Below are 15899 nucleotides of genomic sequence, written 5' to 3' on the forward strand. Positions count from 1 at the left end.
GCACTACTGGTGTCCTCGACAGGAATCGAACCTGTAATTGCCCCTTAGGAGGGGGCGGTTATATCCATTTAACTACGAGGACCTGCGTGATTCACGCTGAGTGGGCCGCATTCTAACGTAAAATCCCGCCCTCGCTTGCTTGTGCCTGTGGAGATTCGATATGAAATGGCTGCTTCTGTTCGGCTTGTTCGCGGCGTTGAGTTTTTTAATGGTCAGAATGGCGCGCGCGGGAGAATTGCCCCAAGTCGGTGCGGCGGCCCCGGCTTTCGAACTGCCCGATCAACACGGGGCGGTTCACGGTTTGCAGCAGTATGCGGGCAAATGGTTGGTGCTGTATTTCTATCCCAGGGACGATACGCCCGGCTGCACGCAGGAGGCGTGCGCCTTCCGCGACGATCTGCACAAGTTGACGGCGATGGGGGCGGTCGTCATCGGCATCAGCGTGGATGACAGCGCGAGCCATGCCGAATTCGCGGAGAAATATCACCTGCCGTTCCCCCTGCTGGCGGATAGTTCCGGTACGGTGGCGGCGAGTTACGGGGCATTGCTGGATCTGGTGTTGTTCAAGGTGGCCAGGCGTTACACATTCTTGATCGATCCGCAGGGCAGGATCACCAATGTCTATACGAAAGTGGAGACTTCGAGACATTCGACAGAGGTCATCGAAGATTTGAAAGCAATGATTGCGAAAGGGAAGTGATGAAGTATCCGAATGTTAATATCTTTGCCGCATGGTTCTTCATGCCGCAGACCATCTTCATGGGCTGGGTCGCGGCGGCGGGCGGTATGTTGCTCAACGTGCTGGGCGTGGCGACGATAGAGGGTGATATACCGAGCCGGGCTGTCGGCGCACTGCTGCTGTTGGCCGGGGTGTTTACGGTGTGGTACATGCTGCGCGGCTTGCCGCCGCAAGGGAAAGAGGGCGGTAACGGCTATAAGTTCGGTCACCGTCTGATACTGGTTGGCAATGTGCTGGCGGCTTGTCTGTTCGTGTTCCACTTCTTTGCGTTGCAGATCACCGACTACAACACACATCTGGTGCTTGACAAGTTCACCACCATGTTCGGCTATGTGTGCATGGGTTTCTTTGCAGGCGGTTTTTCATTCGTCTATCAGTCTTCGATGCCGCAGGAAGAGAATAGTTAATGCCGTATATCACGCTGGATAAGGCCTCTCTGGCCTTTGGTCATGTCGCACTGCTGGATCATGTGGAATTCCAGCTCGATGAGGGCGAGCGCGTCGGCCTGATCGGCCGCAACGGCGGCGGCAAGTCCAGTCTGCTCAAGGTGCTGGCCGGGCAAGCGCATCTGGATGACGGCACGCTATGGCGTCAACCGACTGCGCGCATCTGCTACGTCAGTCAGGAGCCAGTGCTGGACGCCAAGGCGACCGTGTTCGACGAAGTCGCGCGCGGGCTGGGCGAACTGCATCAACTGCTCACCGACTATCACCATCTGTCGCACCAGTTGGCCGAGCCGGATGCCGATTACGAAAAACTGCTGGAGGCGATGCAGCCTTTGCAGACAGCGCTCGAGGCACAGGATGGCTGGTCGGTGCAGGCGCGTATCGAGACGGCCATCCAGCGTCTGGCGCTGGACCCTGATGCCTTGGTCGGCTCACTTTCCGGTGGTGTGCGCAAGCGTGTGGCCCTGGCGCAGGCCTTGGTGGCCGAGCCGGAAGTGCTCATCCTCGACGAGCCGACCAACCATCTGGACTTCGCTTCCATCGAATGGCTGGAAGGCCTGCTCAAGGATTTTCGCGGCAGCGTGCTGCTGGTCACCCACGACCGGCGCTTCCTCGATAACGTCGTCACCCGTATCGTTGAACTGGATCGCGGCAAGCTGGCGTCCTTCCCCGGCAACTTCGCGGCCTATCAAAAGCTCAAGGAACGCATGCTGGCGGACGAGGCGGTGCTGAACGCCAAGTTCGACAAGGTGCTGGCGCAGGAAGAGGTGTGGATACGCCAGGGCATCAAGGCGCGTCGTACCCGCAACGAAGGCCGTGTGCGTCAACTTGAAGCGTTGCGCCTGGAGCGCGCGGCGCGGCGCGAGAAGGTGGGCAAGGTCGAGATGAGTCTGGAGGCGGGCGACCGCTCCGGCAAACTGGTGGCGGAACTGGAGCATGTCTGCAAGTCCTTTGGCGACAGAAAGATCATCAACGATTTCTCCTGTCGCATCCAGCGCGGCGACAAGATCGGCCTGCTCGGCCCGAACGGCGCAGGCAAGAGTACGCTGCTCAAGATCATTCTGGGCGAGCTACAACCGGACGGCGGTGACGTGAAGTTGGGCACCAAGATATCCGTCGCCTATTTCGACCAGCTGCGTGCGAAGTTGGATGACAACGCCACGCTGGCCGACACCATCAGTCAGGGTTCGGATTTCATCGAGATCGGCGGGCAGCGCAAACATGTCATCAGCTATCTCGGCGATTTCCTGTTCCCTCCGGAGCGCGCGCGTTCGCCGGTGAAGAGCTGCTCTGGCGGCGAGCGCAACCGCTTGTTGCTGGCGCGCCTGTTCACACAACCGTCCAACGTTCTGGTGCTGGACGAGCCGACTAACGATCTGGATATCGAGACGCTGGAGTTGCTGGAGGAGTTGCTGGCGAACTATCAGGGCACGCTGTTCCTGGTCAGCCATGACCGCTCTTTCCTGGATAACGTGGTGACGCAGGTGATCGCCTTCGAGGGTGACGGCAAGTTGATGGAATACGTCGGCGGTTACGAGGACTGGGTGCGTATGAAGCAGTACGAGGCGAAGAGCCGCGTCACAGCCCCTGCGCCGGCCAAACCACAATTCAAGCCCGATGTCGCCAAAGCCAAGACTGCCAGCAAGCTGAGTTTCAAGGAACAGCAGGAGCTGGAAGAGATGCCGCGCCGTATCGAGGTGCTGGAGCGCGAACAGGAAGATATCGCTGCGGTACTTGGCTCCGGGACGTTGTTCCGCGACAATCCGGCCCATGCCAAACAGTTGAGCCAGCGTGCTGCCGAGATCGAAGAACAGATGCTGGACCTGATGACGCGCTGGGAGGCGCTGGAATCGCGCTGAATCGAGTGAAAGGGAGGTGGGGATGCGACGCAAACTCTTTATACTGATCGGAGCGGGGCTGCTGTGTCTGCCCGCCTGTTCCACCAGGCAACTGATCGATATCGCCAGCGCCAGCGATCCCAAGCAGGCTTTGCGCAGGGTCGCCACGAACCGCGTCGAGGCATACAAATACAATCCGCAACTGATCCTGTCTGATCTGCGCAAGGCCGAGGCGGAGTACAACCGCCTGATGGGGAATGTGCAGAAGGAGAGCGGGGCGAAATGGGGCAAGAAGGAATCCCGCACCCTGCCCAGCAGCAAGCGTTACGTCAAATACACCGAGAACTACAAGAACCGCGTGGTGGTGGATTACGACGCGGGCAGCATACTCATCGAGCATCTGGATGAGGCGAGCGTTAAGGGCAAGCTGCGCAATGCGGTGGTGGTTGCCCTGCTGACGCCGAGCGATCCGGGCGCGGTCGATCTGTTCTCGGACAAGGAAGTCACGCTCAATGGCGATCCCTATCTGGAGCAGATGGTGGCCGACCAGAACGGCAACATGCTCAAGTCGCGCGAGGATGTGGAGCGCTACGCCGACTATCTGGTGGATAACCGATTGCAGTCGCGCAGTATCGATGCCAACGGCACGCGCAAGAACGTGTACTTTGTGCGCTTCGATATGGTGAATTCGCATCTGGACAAACGCGCGGTGCAATATGCCGCGACGGTGCGCCGCCATTCCGAAAACACTCAGGTCAGCCGCAGCCTGATCTATGCGGTGATCAAGACCGAGAGCGCGTTCAATCCCTATGCCGTTTCCAGCGCACCCGCCTACGGCATGATGCAGCTGGTGCCCTCCAGCGGCGGGCGTGAAGCCTATCGCAAGGCCAAGGGCCAGGATGTGATGCCGAGCAAGGAGTATCTGTTCGATGCGAACAACAACATCGAGCTGGGCTCCACCTATCTGGGCGTGCTGCTCAAGGATAGTCCGCTACGCGAGATCAGAGACCCGGTTTCGCGCGAATACTGCGCCATCGCCGCCTACAACACCGGGCCGTCCAATGTGATGCGGGCATTCAGCCAGCTCAAGAGCAGCCGCGACAGGCAATATGACGCGATCAACAAGATCAATACGATGAAGCCAGAGCAGGTATATGAGGCATTGCGCACCAAGCTGCCTTATGAAGAGACGCGCGGTTACATTGTGAAGGTGGTGGCGGCGAAGAAGTTGTATGCCGTGATGTGAGGTGTCAATCGTACTTTCTGAGGTACAGCGCGTAGCACTCTTCGGCGATGGGGCGGTAGGAGGAGCTCTTCACATATTCCGCGATCTTGAGGTCCTCGCTGATCACATGGTTGGCGACCCAGGAAACGATCTGCGGCAGGATGTCTTCCGGTGTTTCCTGCTTGCGGTTGATCTTGGCGATGAACATGTTCAATACCCCGAGCAACTCGGAATGGATGCGTTCGTGATCAGCTAGGCCGGGAAAATGTAGCTCGGTCATCAGGTTCTCTTCACTCAGGAAGTGGAACTCGGTGAACTTCTTGACCTCCAGCAGGATGCCCATAATCACCTTTTCGCCCATTCGGCTGGTGATTGCGAGGTCGAGCTTCTTTAGCAAGAGCACCAGCATGCGATGCTGGCTGTCTATCATCTCGTTGCCGATCTCCAGTTCTTTTTTCCAGGCGATTTGCATGATCGTCTCCCCCATTGGTATGGATCATTGCGGCATTGCGGCATTGCGGCATTGCGGGATGATTGTACTCCCGGAAAGCGGCTCCGTTCACCATGCGCGCATCATGGCGGCGAGATTTTGCGCTTGCCAGTTCGATGCGACAGGAATAGTCTGCAATTTCATATACACCCAGCAGGAGGTGTGCCATGACTACCCATCCCCAAGCTCTTCCTTTATCCGAGCAAGTCAGTTGTGAAGTCTGCAAGAAAGAAGTGCCGCAGTCGGCTGCCGTGAATTTCGAGGTGAATGACTATGTGGCGCATTTCTGCGGGCTTGAATGCTATGCGCAGTGGAAAGGTCGCGGCACTGCAGAAGGGGCTTCCGAAGACGGTGACGAGTAGCCCTGAGGTTCAGGGCGCGTGTCTCGCCAGAAAACGGTCCAGCTGATTCGCGAACGCCTGCCGGTCCTTCTGATTCAAAGCGGCCGGACCGCCGGTCTCCACACCGCTGCTACGCAGCACATCCATGAAATCACGCATCGCCAGTCGTTCCTTGATGCTGTCTTTGCTATACAACTCGCCGCGCGGGTTCAGCACGTGTCCGCCTTTAGCGATCACCTCGGCAGCCAGCGGGATGTCCGCCGTGATGATCAGATCGCCCGCTTCGGTCATCTCCACGATCTTGTTGTCCGCCACATCGAAACCGGCAGGCACTTGCATGGCATGGATGAAGGGAGAAGGCGGGCAGTACAGCAATTTGTTCGCCACCAGCGTGGTGTGCATCTGGCGTCTATCCGCCACGCGGAACAAGATCTCCTTGATGACTTTGGGGCAGGCGTCGGCGTCGATGAGTATCTTCATTGGGCGTTCGTGTTCAATTGTGAGTGGTTGTGCCGCGCGACCGGGCAAGGCGGAAGAAGAGATAGGGTGCGACGGCGACCCAGAGCAGTAGCAGCGGCCATAAACGTCCCTTGCCTATGTCGTAATTCGCCAGCAACACCTGCCAGGGATGTCCGCCCACATAGTGGAAGAACAGGAACTCGAAGGCCACGGTAAGTGACAACCAGAACAGCCCGATGTACCAGGCTTCGCGTGCCGTAGCAGGCGGCCAGCGCCGCACGTAGCGATGGATCACCAGTGCGAATAACAGGATGCCGATCAGCGTGGAGAGTTGGTGGGCCGACAACTCTGACATATGTCTGCCATAGGTGAAGTCGCGCAGCGTGCCATTGAGCATGGCGACCCCCAGCAACACCAACCATGCAAGGAGAGTGCGCAGCCTGATCATGCCATCTTCGAGGGCAGCTTGAGCCTGTCCCCATCCACTACAAATACGCCCTTGCCCTGGTGATGCAGCGTGCGCGGACTCTTCTGCGCGGTATCGACCCAGGCCTTGATCACCTCCAGCACGAAGAAGTTGTATTTGTTCACCATGCGTCTATCCACCACTTTGCATTCGAGATTGGCGTAACACTCCGCGATCAGCGGCGCATCCACCAGCGCGGCCGGCGATGCCGTCAGTTTGAACTTCTTGAACTTGTCCATCTTGCTGCCCGTATTGTTGCCCACTTTCACTACCTGCTTCGCCAGTTCCACCGTCGGGATGTTGAGCACGCATTCCCCGGTCTTCTGCAAAGCCTCGAAACTATAGTTGCGCCCGCTGATCACGCAGCCCACCAGCGGCGGCTCGAACTCCATCATCGTCAGCCAGGACATGGTCATGATGTTAGCCTTGCCTTTATGCAGGGTGGACACCAGCACGACCGGGCCCGGTTCCAGCAGGCGGTAGACCTTGGGTAGGGGAAAGTTCTTCTTAGCCATAGCCGGCACCTCGCGTAAAATCGCCACCGCACTATAGCGCTGTCCCCTGCCAACAACCAAGCCCACATTGTGACCACTGAAGTAGAACGTTTCTTTTCCGAACAAAGTCCGCTTGCCACTGAAGTCGCCTCTTTCCGGCCGCGCGCGCAACAGCGCGAGATGGCGCTGGCCGTGGCGGAGGCGATCCGCGACAACGCGATCCTGATCGCGGAGGCGGGCACGGGCACGGGCAAGACCTTCGCTTATCTGGTACCCGCGTTGCTCAATGGTGGCAAGGTGGTGGTCTCCACCGGCACCAAGAACCTGCAGGACCAGTTGTTCCAGAAGGATCTGCCCATGGTGCGCGATGCGCTGAAGGCGCCGGTTTCGGTGGCGTTGCTCAAGGGGCGCTCCAACTATGTGTGTCACTACCATCTGGAATTGGCTCAATCGAACGGCCTGTTCAAGACGCGCGAGGATGTGAAGCATCTGGCCAAGATCGTGAACTACGCGAAAGTCACGCAGAGCGGCGACAAGAGCGGGCTGGCGGATGTGCCCGAGACGGCACCGATCTGGATGCATGTGACCTCGACGCGCGATAACTGTCTGGGTCAGGAGTGCCCCATGCACAAGGATTGTTTCGTGCTCAAGGCGCGCAAGGAGGCGATGGAGGCGGACATCGTGGTGGTCAACCATCACCTGTTCTTCGCCGATGTGATGTTGCGCGACGAAGGCGTGGCTGAGTTGCTGCCCGCCTGCAATACGGTGATCTTCGACGAAGCACACCAGTTGCCCGAGACCGCCAGTTTGTTCTTCGGCGAGAGTCTTTCCACTTCGCAACTGTTCGATCTGGCGCAGGATGCACGTATCGAAGCGCTGACCTCGGCCAAGGATTTTGCGGCCTTGCCGGTGGCGTGTGACGAGCTGGACAAAGCGGCACGTGACCTGCGTCTGGTGTTCAAAAGGGAAGGCCGCATGGCGGCGCAGGCGACAGCGGATCTCAAGGATTTCACGCCGGCACTGAAGACCCTGGGCGAGAAACTGGGGAAACTCTGTGGACTATTGGAGAAGCAGGCGGAGCGCAGCGAAGGGCTGGAGAACTGCTGGCAACGCGCGCAGGCATTGGCGCAGCAATTGAAGCACTGGCAAGACGGTGATGTGCCGGAGACGGTGCGCTGGCTGGAAGTGTTCCACCACTCCCTGCAACTCAACAGCACGCCGCTCTCCATCGCCGAGATCTTCAAGAAGCAGATCGGCGGCCATCCGCGTGCCTGGATATTCACCTCTGCGACCTTGGCGGTGAAACAGAACTTCTCTCATTACCAGGCCGAGATGGGCTTGCAGGAGGCACGCACCGCCTGCTGGGACAGCCCGTTCGACTATCCGGAACAGGCCTTGCTGTATGTGCCGCAAGGCCTCCCTGAGCCCAATACCGATGGCTATACCGATGCGGTGGTGCAGGCTGCGTTGCCGCTGATCGAGGCGAGCAAAGGCAGAGCCTTCCTGCTGTTCACCAGCCTGCGCGCGATGCAGCGTGCCTATGAGATCTTGCAGGCGGAGTTCGAACGCAAGAATCTGAAGTATCCGCTGCTGATCCAGGGCGAGGGTTCGCGCAACGAGTTGCTGGCGCGCTTCCGCGAACACGGCAATGCGGTGCTGCTGGGCAGCCAGTCGTTCTGGGAAGGGGTGGATGTGCGCGGCGAGGCGTTGTCGCTGGTGGTGATCGACAAGCTGCCGTTCGCGCCGCCGGACGATCCGGTGCTGGCGGCGCGTATCGCCGAGATGAACAAGCAAGGACGCAACGCTTTTATGGAGTTCCAGTTGCCGCGCACCATCATCAATTTGAAACAGGGGGCGGGTCGTTTGATCCGCGACGAGAGCGACCGGGGCGTGCTGATGATCTGCGACCCGCGCCTCATCTCCAAACACTACGGGAAACGCATCTGGCAGAGTCTGCCGCCGTTCAAGCGCACGCGCATCGAGGCGGAGGCGGTGGCGTTCTTCGAGCCTGAATGAACGGTCGGTGCGTTGGCGCATTGACGTGTCTGACGGATTGTTGTCCACTGCATGCAACGTTTAAGGGAGTAGTGTCGGTATATGGCGGCGGTCGAGAATTTCCTTGATGAACTGATGTTTCGCATCGATTCGGGCAACCTTGCCGTGCGTGCGGAACAGTTGCGTGCGCGCCTCAAGCTGTTCCCCTACATGGTGCTGGGACAGGTATTTGCCGAACCCATTTTCGTCTGGTTGATGTGGGACACGGACGCCCACCGGGATCTGTTGCTATGGATCGGTTGCGCATACTTGCTGCATGTGGCTGAGCTGGTGACCTGGGTGGGATATCGCGACCGTGTCGATACGCTTGGCGAGTGTCAGGACTGGAGTCGGCGATTCTTCTGGTTCGCGCTGGTCGTCGGCATGATGTGGGGTTTCGGCACATTGTTCTTCTTCCCTGTCGCTTTGCTGGATCAGGTGTTGTTGATTTGCGTGATGCTGGGTCTTGCTGCCGGGGCGACCTCCATGAATGCCACCCATCTGCCGGCTTTCTACGCTTATCTGCTGGGTTTGATGTTGCCTTTGATCTTTCGCGTCGCGGTCGAGCAGGATGAGACGCATGCCGCATTGGCTGCCATGCTGCTGCTGTTCATGTTCGTGATGCTGGGGGCTGGGCAGTTTCTGGGCAAGCTGGTCATGCGCTCGCTGCATCAGCGCTTCGAGAATCTGTCTTTGGCGCGGCAACTGGCGCGGCTGAACGACGGTCTGGAGAGCAAGGTGCGCGAACGTACCGAACAGTTGCAGCACCAGACCGAAGAGGTGTCGCGCATACGTGATGTCACCATCATCGCGATGGCCACCATGGCGGAGACGCGCGACAACGAGACCGGCAATCACCTGCGCCGCACGCAGACCTATATTCGGGCTTTGGCGATGAAGCTGCGCTCGCATCCCCGGTTCAGTGATTTTCTCAACGACGACAACATAGAGTCCCTGTACAAACTCGCCCCCCTGCACGACATCGGCAAGGTCGGCATCCCGGATTACATCCTGCTCAAGCAGGGCAAGCTCACGCCGGAAGAATACGAGATCATGAAGACGCATCCGACGCTGGGCGGCGATGCGCTGGCCGCGGCGGAAGCGAGTCTGCCGGCTCCCAGCCGCTTCCTGCATATCGGGCGCGAGATCGCCTCGGGTCATCATGAGAAATGGGATGGCAGCGGCTATCCGAAAGGACTCAAAGGCGATGACATCCCCATCTCGGCAAGACTGATGGCGCTGGCTGACGTCTACGATGCCTTGATCTGCAAGCGCGTCTACAAAAAAGCTTTCAGTCACGAGGATGCCGTGGCATTCATCGTGGACGGGCGCGGCAAGCATTTCGATCCGGATGTGGTGGATGCCTTCCTGGTTATCCAAGATGAGTTCAGGCAGATCGCGGAAAGGTTCAGCGACTGATGGATACGCGCCTGTTGATGCTGCTGGGGAATGACAAATCGTTGTATCCGGAGATCCTGGAGGCACGCTTTCCCCGAGTGTTCAGCAAGATCGTCGAGTTGATCGCGTTGACGGACACATAACGCTTCCTTTTGGACAGAAAACGCTTCCTTTTGTGACGCGTAATCCTTCCTTGCTTTATAAGGGGAGCAACACCAAGGCCCGCCAACTTTGTTGGCGGGCCTTTTATCTTTGTGGCCGGGCGTGGCACAAGGGATTCAAGCTGGCGTTTGGGGCAGATGAGCGCGCCAAGGAAAGACTTAGAGAGATATCAATATATCGTCCAAAACAAGTTACAAAGGTTAGTATTCGCTCCAGCACTGACTGACAATAATAACTAGTTCGATATGGAATTGAAGGGAAGGGGCATTGTGAATCTGGATGAGGCGAATTTCCGCGCCCATAACGAAGCGGAACAATCCAATAGCGACGAAAAATCCGTAGGTGCTACAGGATTCAACCCATATCCGGAGCATACGACGCAAACGCTTGCAGATATGATTTCTCGCTACGAACGGACGGGAAGAGCGCAAAACGTTTCGTTTAGAGATCTTGTTCCGTGGGTCAAGATGGGTGAGCGAGCCACACACTACATTCACTCTTACCCTGCGAAGCTGCTCCCGCAGATTGCTCATTTCTTTCTTTCAGCGCAGAGCCTCTCCAAGGAGGGAGATATCGTGCTGGATCCCTTCGGAGGATCAGGGACCGTTGCACTAGAGGCAATATTGGCAGGCCGGAAAGCGTATTATGCTGATGCAAACCCTTTAGCTCGCTTGATTGCAGGTGTCAAAACTCGTTGTGTACAAACTGAGGCAATTATCCAAGCTGCCGACCGAGTTGAACGGCGATATAGTAATGCTCGCATACCGACGGGTTCCGCCCCTTCTGTTGTTAATCTCGAATACTGGTACGAACCTGAAGTTATAAAAAGTTTGTGCCGCATTAAAGATGCCATCGAAGTCGAAACTGATTGCGCGATAAAGAACTTTTTGCGCGTTTCTTTTTCCTCAGTTTGTCGAAAAGTCAGTCTTGCTGATCCTCGCTTGTCAGTACCAGTCCGCATTAAGACTTCTACTACACATGCCCCTGATGGTTTTCCGGACGTCTGGAAAGGGTTTTATAGCCAGGTTTCCAATAACTTGCGGCGAATGCAGAATCTTTTGCAGATGGTGAATGGATTCGATAGTGCGTTCTATGTGGGTGATAATGCGAGGTCTTTGAGGGCACCGACTGCAAACTTTGACCTGTCTCCCGAAGCGCTTGGCGACAAAAGTGTCGACTTAATCATTACATCTCCACCATACGCAGGGGCTCAAAAGTATATACGAGCCTCCAGTCTTAGTCTTGGTTGGCTGGGTTTGGCAAACAAAGACGGATTGAAGCCGCTTGAAAATGCATCCATTGGCCGTGAACATTTTCCGACTTCGTCCCATAGGGAGTGTCCACAGACCGGCCTTGATGTGGCGGATCGGATAATTAAAAGGATCTTCAAAGTAAACCCGCTCAGAAGCGTGATTGTCGCTACGTATATTATCGAAATGGATGCGGCGATTAAAGAAATGACACGTGTACTTAGGCCTGGTGGACATTTGGTTCTAGTGATTGGAAACAATGAAGTCTGCGGGCTTCCGTTCAAATCGTCTGAATATCTAGCTCTTATATGTGAAAAATATGGGCTATCTCTGAAGCTCAAGTTAATTGATGAGATTAAATCGCGCGGTCTTATGACAAAGCGAAATAAGACGGCTAGCGTGATTACCCGGGAGTGGGTGCTTCTGTTCGAGAAAAAGGCAGCAAAGCAACGCAAAAGGGTCGATAGGCACTAGTTTATGTCAGAGTCGTTTGAGAATTTGAAGAAACGCATACTCATACTTAATGAAAAAGTATGGGAGGGTCGACTGACATGGCCCTCTATAGAGGAGTGGCTCGAAAATTTTACAGGGAAGGTGACGGACAAAGACGCTGAGCGGTTACATGCGGTATTTTGGCTATCTCAATTTATGTATTTTGGCGGGAGAGAAATTCGCGTTTTGCTTAAATCGATGTACCGGGATTTATACCTGTATCCAATAATTCAAGAAGTGCGTTCTAGGCTTTCGCCAACTGCGACTGAAAGCGAAATAGAGTTGGCAGTTCGCGATGAATTGAAGCACACAAGGTTCATTGGAGTTGGCAATCCATCCGAAAGCGGTGTCCATTTGCTGTATTACTTTCGCCAAGAGAATGGGTTATCGAAGAAGCTATTTATAGATTCTGTACAAATATTCACCAGATCTTCGGATCGATCGGCTTCGTGGCCAAAGAAGACGTTCAAAATAATCGCTGACTTAGTAAGAGGCCGCACGAGACGGCTACGGAGTCCCGAAGTGCGACGCTATGTGTTCTTGGATGACATCTGTGGCTCAGGGGATACCGCAATCGACTATTCTGATGAGATCCTAACGGAGTTGATGAGGCTTAACCCCACGGCAAAAGTTTCGTATTACAGCCTATTTGCAACGAAGATAGGACTGCAAAAGGTTGAGCAGGGCTCGTTATTTGGTGAGAACTGTGGCGCAGTTTACGAACTAGATTCCAGTTATCGATGCCTGTCAGACGCATCTAGGTATTTGAAGATCCTTCCAAAGGATATCGATCGTGATTTAGCCGTGCAGCTAGTGAAGCACTATGGGATGCTATTAAATCCAGATTATGCATCTGGCTATAAAGATAGTCAGATGCTTATGGGATTTCACCATAACACTCCGGATAACACAGTTGGGATTATTTGGAACGACAGTCTAAACGGCCGCGCTGCCATACCATGGAAACCCGTGTTTAAACGCTATCCGAAGATATACGGAGAAAGTGTATGAATACCACACGCATAAGTGGCAACCCCTTCGATCTGACAAAGGCGAGTGACTTTTCGGATGAGCAAATTCAGCAATTCTGGGTTGATTTGGCTGGGCCAGGGGGGCTTGAAGATCTGTTTAAGCCTAGGCTGATGATGCCTATGCTGTTGTTGGGAGGCAAGGGGAGCGGCAAAACGCACCTCATGAGGTATTTTTCGTCCGCAGTTCAGAAGTTGCGCTTCAATGGAAGTTTACTGAGTGCGGCACAACAAGAAAAGCACATTGGCATATATGTGCGAGCCGACGGTTTGAATGTAGGTCGATTTGATGGAAAGGGGCAAAGTGATGATGCTTGGGCCGCCGTCTTTAGCTACTACTTTGAGCTATGGTTAGCGACACATCTCTTGAAACATGTTCAAGATTGTCTGACTGAACGCGCTGATACCATAGATCAAAGAAAGCTAGTTGCAGGGGCAAGAAGCCTATTTACTTCCGATTTGCCATCGTCAATTGAAACGATAGCGGCGCTTATCGATTATCTGGCCGAGCTTCGCCGGCACGTTGACCACATTGTTGCGAACTGCGCTATTCATCAGAGTTTGAGGGATATTGATATCTGTATCTCTCCAGGAGCCTTGGTTTACAAGCTTCCAGTGCTGCTTAATTCGTGCACAGATATTTTTAAGGATGTGCTGTTCGTTTTCATGATCGATGAAATAGAGAACTTCACCGTTACTCAGCAGAAGTTTCTAAACTCGCTCATTCGATATCGAGAAGGTCCTGTTTCAATTAAGATTGGTGCACGGTTGTACGGTCTTCACACGAAGAAGACACTTGGTGCTGGGGAGGAGATTAAGCAAAATTCCGAATATGAGAAAGTGGAGCTTGACGCGTGGCTCCGCGAGCACGTAAAAGGCTACAAAGGGCTGGCGGAGGCCTTAATTCTAAAACGGCTCCAACAATTTCATTTTGCTCCCGCCGGAGGAGATGCTTCAAATTGGCTTAGGAATCAGTTTGAGGAACTCGATTCCAAAAATAACTACAGAGTTCCAACACTCGCACTAGTAAAGAAGTACGATGAAAAAGGTGAGCTGCGGCCGTATTTCAAAAAATTGAAAGAAATTATTTGCAGCCTAGAAGATCGGGGTGCAGAGGCACCGATTCAAACAATTGCCGACAACATTATCCAACTGCTTCAACTGCCAAACGATCCATTGCTTGAAAAAGTAAACCTGTATCTCTTGTATAAAGAATGGCGTAACACATCAAATTTGGTCGCATCGGCGACTGCGATTGCAGAGCAGGCAAGAAACTTTCTTGAAAATGGGAAAGAAGCGGCCCCAAAATATTTTGACTCCTTGGATCATTTCAAGTCGGATCTGCTGGCTCAAATTTATCAAGACTGTAATAAGCAGCACGTCGTATACGCGGGTCTCGATACATTAATACACCTCTCACAAGGTGTCCCTCGAAATCTTCTTGGGATACTTAAACAAATATTTCGTCGTTCACACTTTGCAGGTGAGCGTCCGTTTTCGGAGGCTGGGAAAATTTCAATTTCCTCTCAAGGGGAAGGTATTCGCGATGCAGCAGCGTGGTTCTGGGATGATGCGCAGCCGGATAGGCACGGATCAGAGGTTAGGGCGGCAATTGAGTCATTGGCAAAGCTGTTTCGGGGTGTCCGCTATAGCCTCAAGCCAGCAGAGTGTGATTTGGCAACGTTTTCAGTAAATCCAAAAGTTGGATCCGAGATGGCTCGGGACGTTCTAGCGCATGCGGAAAACTGGTCTTACCTTGTCCGTGTTCGAGATGGTGGGGTCAGCCGTAATGACAGCAACTCAATTGACGATAAATTCCAACTTAGTCCAATGCTGGTAGCTCGTTGGGAAGTGTCTGAGCACAGGCGTGGTGCAATCGAGCTTCAGGAGAATCTTTTTAATGCATTATTTGATCCGGTATGCCGCCCTCAACTGAATACACTCTTGGCCGAACGGCTAAAGGGAATGGAGGAGCCGTACATTAAGGGGAGTATTGGCGCCAGTAGCTTTCAAAACAAACTATTCTAAGTTGAAGAAAGTAATGAATCTTCGGTATCTATTAAATCGGAAGTGCATATTAACTTTCGCTAAGCCCGCTAGCCGCTCGTGGGACATCTTTATATCCGCATACAACGGCGCGGAACGAGTGCAGCAAGTATTTGAGCAAATAGTGGCAGGCAGGAAATTTTGGGTAGTGCTACCAGAATACGGTTACACAAATGATGAATTGCCAAAGCAGCCAGAAGTGATTTCCTTTACGGGAGGCAATGAGGCAGACGTAATCATAGGACTAATAAAAGAACGTATCGGTATAGATGCCCTCAGAGGGAAGGCAATCTGCATAGACATCACTGGCTTTATGCGACCGCACATTCTTTTCCTTGTCCAGTACCTACAGACAGCAGGCATAACATCATTCGACATGATTTATACAGAGCCGGAGCAGTATGGGCGCAAGGAAGATACCGATTTCTCACAAGACGTGTGCATGGTGCGCCAAGTTTCCGGATTTGAGGGCACTCATAATGATGACATTGCAGACGACATATTAATCGTAGGTGTTGGATACGATGACCAGCTTATTTCTAGAGTCGTAAATGAGAAAGATGGCGCAAAACTTTTTCAACTGCGAAGCTTACCTTCCTTGAGCGCTGATATGTACCAAGAAAGTATCCTGCGGCTTGATAAGACCCCTCTAGCGGACAACCCCGATATGGAAGATCGGGTGTTTTTTGCTCCAGCAAATGATCCGTTTGTGGTAGCAACGGAACTGTCCGATAAACTGCAGCATCTTCGTGCTCGGAATTCGGTCGGCAATATTTACCTTAGCCCACTCGCCACAAAGCCGCAAGCTCTTGGGTTCGCTATTTTTTTTATATCAGAGCTAAAGGCCGAGCCGGCTAGCATCATATTCCCCTTCTCTACATCTTACTCAAAAGAGACAAGTGCAGGGGTTGGGCGAACTTGGTGTTACGAGATTCGATTAGCCTGAGCCCTTGCTGTCAATCTTAGTTAGGAATCGGTATATAAGCCGTGC

Annotated in this window: 16 protein-coding genes and 1 tRNA gene; 12 read left to right on the top strand and 5 right to left on the bottom strand. The window is 54.2% G+C overall.

From position 1 onward, the window contains the following. Positions 1 to 7 precede the first annotated feature (7 nt). Positions 8 to 82, bottom strand: a tRNA-Arg gene (locus ACYCZ5_RS01865). Positions 83 to 160: 78 nt separating this feature from the next. On the opposite strand from ACYCZ5_RS01865, the gene ACYCZ5_RS01870 reads away from it, so the two are divergent. From ACYCZ5_RS01870 to ACYCZ5_RS01885, 4 genes are read left to right on the top strand one after another with little or no spacing between them, the layout of a single operon-like run. Then, positions 161 to 700: a peroxiredoxin gene (locus tag ACYCZ5_RS01870; RefSeq protein WP_461543065.1), complete on the top strand. Its 540-nt coding sequence runs from the start codon at positions 161 to 163 to the stop codon at positions 698 to 700. Then, on the top strand, positions 700 to 1146 hold the full coding sequence (locus tag ACYCZ5_RS01875) for a hypothetical protein (protein WP_461543066.1): 447 nt from the start codon (positions 700 to 702) through the stop codon (positions 1144 to 1146). The genes ACYCZ5_RS01870 and ACYCZ5_RS01875 overlap by 1 nt, the downstream gene beginning before the upstream one ends. Further along, positions 1146 to 3044 (top strand): ribosomal protection-like ABC-F family protein, encoded by a 1899-nt coding sequence (abc-f, locus tag ACYCZ5_RS01880; protein WP_461543067.1) that lies wholly within the window; start codon positions 1146 to 1148, stop codon positions 3042 to 3044. The genes ACYCZ5_RS01875 and abc-f overlap by 1 nt, the downstream gene beginning before the upstream one ends. A gap of 22 nt (positions 3045 to 3066) precedes the next feature. Beyond that, positions 3067 to 4269 (top strand): murein transglycosylase domain-containing protein, encoded by a 1203-nt coding sequence (locus tag ACYCZ5_RS01885; RefSeq protein WP_461543068.1) that lies wholly within the window; start codon positions 3067 to 3069, stop codon positions 4267 to 4269. A 4-nt stretch (positions 4270 to 4273) separates the two neighbouring features. On the opposite strand, the gene ACYCZ5_RS01890 is transcribed toward ACYCZ5_RS01885, so the two are convergent. After that, positions 4274 to 4720 carry a bacteriohemerythrin gene (locus ACYCZ5_RS01890; RefSeq protein WP_461543069.1) on the bottom strand — a complete coding sequence of 149 codons (447 nt, stop codon included), beginning with the start codon at positions 4718 to 4720 and terminating at the stop codon, positions 4274 to 4276. A gap of 185 nt (positions 4721 to 4905) precedes the next feature. On the opposite strand from ACYCZ5_RS01890, the gene ACYCZ5_RS01895 reads away from it, so the two are divergent. After that, a complete protein-coding gene (locus ACYCZ5_RS01895) occupies positions 4906 to 5100 on the top strand; it encodes a DUF3330 domain-containing protein (protein ID WP_461543070.1) in 195 nt (64 codons plus the stop codon). A 9-nt stretch (positions 5101 to 5109) separates the two neighbouring features. On the opposite strand, the gene ACYCZ5_RS01900 is transcribed toward ACYCZ5_RS01895, so the two are convergent. The 3 genes from ACYCZ5_RS01900 to ACYCZ5_RS01910 are packed head-to-tail and all read right to left on the bottom strand — an operon-like array spanning position 5110 to position 6519. Continuing rightward, positions 5110 to 5559: a YaiI/YqxD family protein gene (locus ACYCZ5_RS01900; RefSeq protein WP_461543071.1), complete on the bottom strand. Its 450-nt coding sequence runs from the start codon at positions 5557 to 5559 to the stop codon at positions 5110 to 5112. A 13-nt stretch (positions 5560 to 5572) separates the two neighbouring features. Then, entirely contained in the window at positions 5573 to 5986 is a 414-nt protein-coding gene (locus ACYCZ5_RS01905; RefSeq protein WP_461543072.1) for a hypothetical protein, read from the bottom strand. After that, positions 5983 to 6519, bottom strand: a complete 537-nt coding sequence (locus ACYCZ5_RS01910) for a flavin reductase family protein (protein ID WP_461543073.1) — start codon at positions 6517 to 6519, stop codon at positions 5983 to 5985. The genes ACYCZ5_RS01905 and ACYCZ5_RS01910 overlap by 4 nt, the downstream gene beginning before the upstream one ends. Before the next feature lie 69 nt (positions 6520 to 6588). Here ACYCZ5_RS01910 and ACYCZ5_RS01915 point away from each other — a divergent pair, with 69 nt between their 5' ends. The 7 genes from ACYCZ5_RS01915 (at position 6589) to ACYCZ5_RS01945 (ending at position 15854) form a co-directional block, all read left to right on the top strand. After that, positions 6589 to 8514, top strand: coding sequence for an ATP-dependent DNA helicase (locus ACYCZ5_RS01915; RefSeq protein ID WP_461543074.1), 1926 nt, complete (start codon positions 6589 to 6591; stop codon positions 8512 to 8514). Between the two features lie 114 nt (positions 8515 to 8628). Beyond that, on the top strand, positions 8629 to 9951 hold the full coding sequence (locus ACYCZ5_RS01920) for an HD-GYP domain-containing protein (RefSeq protein WP_461543075.1): 1323 nt from the start codon (positions 8629 to 8631) through the stop codon (positions 9949 to 9951). Continuing rightward, complete coding sequence (locus tag ACYCZ5_RS01925; protein WP_461543076.1) at positions 9951 to 10073, top strand: hypothetical protein; 123 nt, start codon at positions 9951 to 9953, stop codon at positions 10071 to 10073. The genes ACYCZ5_RS01920 and ACYCZ5_RS01925 overlap by 1 nt, the downstream gene beginning before the upstream one ends. 288 nt (positions 10074 to 10361) lie before the next feature. Next, positions 10362 to 11816, top strand: a complete 1455-nt coding sequence (locus ACYCZ5_RS01930) for a DNA methyltransferase (RefSeq protein ID WP_461543077.1) — start codon at positions 10362 to 10364, stop codon at positions 11814 to 11816. Between the two features lie 3 nt (positions 11817 to 11819). Continuing rightward, complete coding sequence (locus tag ACYCZ5_RS01935; RefSeq protein WP_461543078.1) at positions 11820 to 12845, top strand: phosphoribosyltransferase-like protein; 1026 nt, start codon at positions 11820 to 11822, stop codon at positions 12843 to 12845. Next, positions 12842 to 14890, top strand: a complete 2049-nt coding sequence (locus ACYCZ5_RS01940; RefSeq protein ID WP_461543079.1) for an ORC-CDC6 family AAA ATPase — start codon at positions 12842 to 12844, stop codon at positions 14888 to 14890. Before ACYCZ5_RS01935 ends, ACYCZ5_RS01940 begins: the two co-directional genes overlap by 4 nt. A gap of 118 nt (positions 14891 to 15008) precedes the next feature. After that, positions 15009 to 15854, top strand: coding sequence for a hypothetical protein (locus ACYCZ5_RS01945; protein WP_461543080.1), 846 nt, complete (start codon positions 15009 to 15011; stop codon positions 15852 to 15854). Positions 15855 to 15899 lie beyond the last annotated feature (45 nt).

This window comes from Sideroxydans sp., from assembly GCF_054604835.1.

What these genes read in the sequence shown, in the direction of transcription:
- ACYCZ5_RS01870 (WP_461543065.1), top strand. Translation starts at nt 161, where the DNA reads ATGAAATGGCTGCTTCTGTTCGGCTTGTTCGCGGCGTTGAGTTTTTTA.
- ACYCZ5_RS01875 (WP_461543066.1), top strand. Translation starts at nt 700, where the DNA reads ATGAAGTATCCGAATGTTAATATCTTTGCCGCATGGTTCTTCATGCCG.
- abc-f (WP_461543067.1), top strand. Translation starts at nt 1,146, where the DNA reads ATGCCGTATATCACGCTGGATAAGGCCTCTCTGGCCTTTGGTCATGTC.
- ACYCZ5_RS01885 (WP_461543068.1), top strand. Translation starts at nt 3,067, where the DNA reads ATGCGACGCAAACTCTTTATACTGATCGGAGCGGGGCTGCTGTGTCTG.
- ACYCZ5_RS01890 (WP_461543069.1), bottom strand. Translation starts at nt 4,720, where the DNA reads ATGCAAATCGCCTGGAAAAAAGAACTGGAGATCGGCAACGAGATGATA.
- ACYCZ5_RS01895 (WP_461543070.1), top strand. Translation starts at nt 4,906, where the DNA reads ATGACTACCCATCCCCAAGCTCTTCCTTTATCCGAGCAAGTCAGTTGT.
- ACYCZ5_RS01900 (WP_461543071.1), bottom strand. Translation starts at nt 5,559, where the DNA reads ATGAAGATACTCATCGACGCCGACGCCTGCCCCAAAGTCATCAAGGAG.
- ACYCZ5_RS01905 (WP_461543072.1), bottom strand. Translation starts at nt 5,986, where the DNA reads ATGATCAGGCTGCGCACTCTCCTTGCATGGTTGGTGTTGCTGGGGGTC.
- ACYCZ5_RS01910 (WP_461543073.1), bottom strand. Translation starts at nt 6,519, where the DNA reads ATGGCTAAGAAGAACTTTCCCCTACCCAAGGTCTACCGCCTGCTGGAA.
- ACYCZ5_RS01920 (WP_461543075.1), top strand. Translation starts at nt 8,629, where the DNA reads ATGTTTCGCATCGATTCGGGCAACCTTGCCGTGCGTGCGGAACAGTTG.
- ACYCZ5_RS01925 (WP_461543076.1), top strand. Translation starts at nt 9,951, where the DNA reads ATGGATACGCGCCTGTTGATGCTGCTGGGGAATGACAAATCGTTGTAT.
- ACYCZ5_RS01935 (WP_461543078.1), top strand. Translation starts at nt 11,820, where the DNA reads ATGTCAGAGTCGTTTGAGAATTTGAAGAAACGCATACTCATACTTAAT.
- ACYCZ5_RS01940 (WP_461543079.1), top strand. Translation starts at nt 12,842, where the DNA reads ATGAATACCACACGCATAAGTGGCAACCCCTTCGATCTGACAAAGGCG.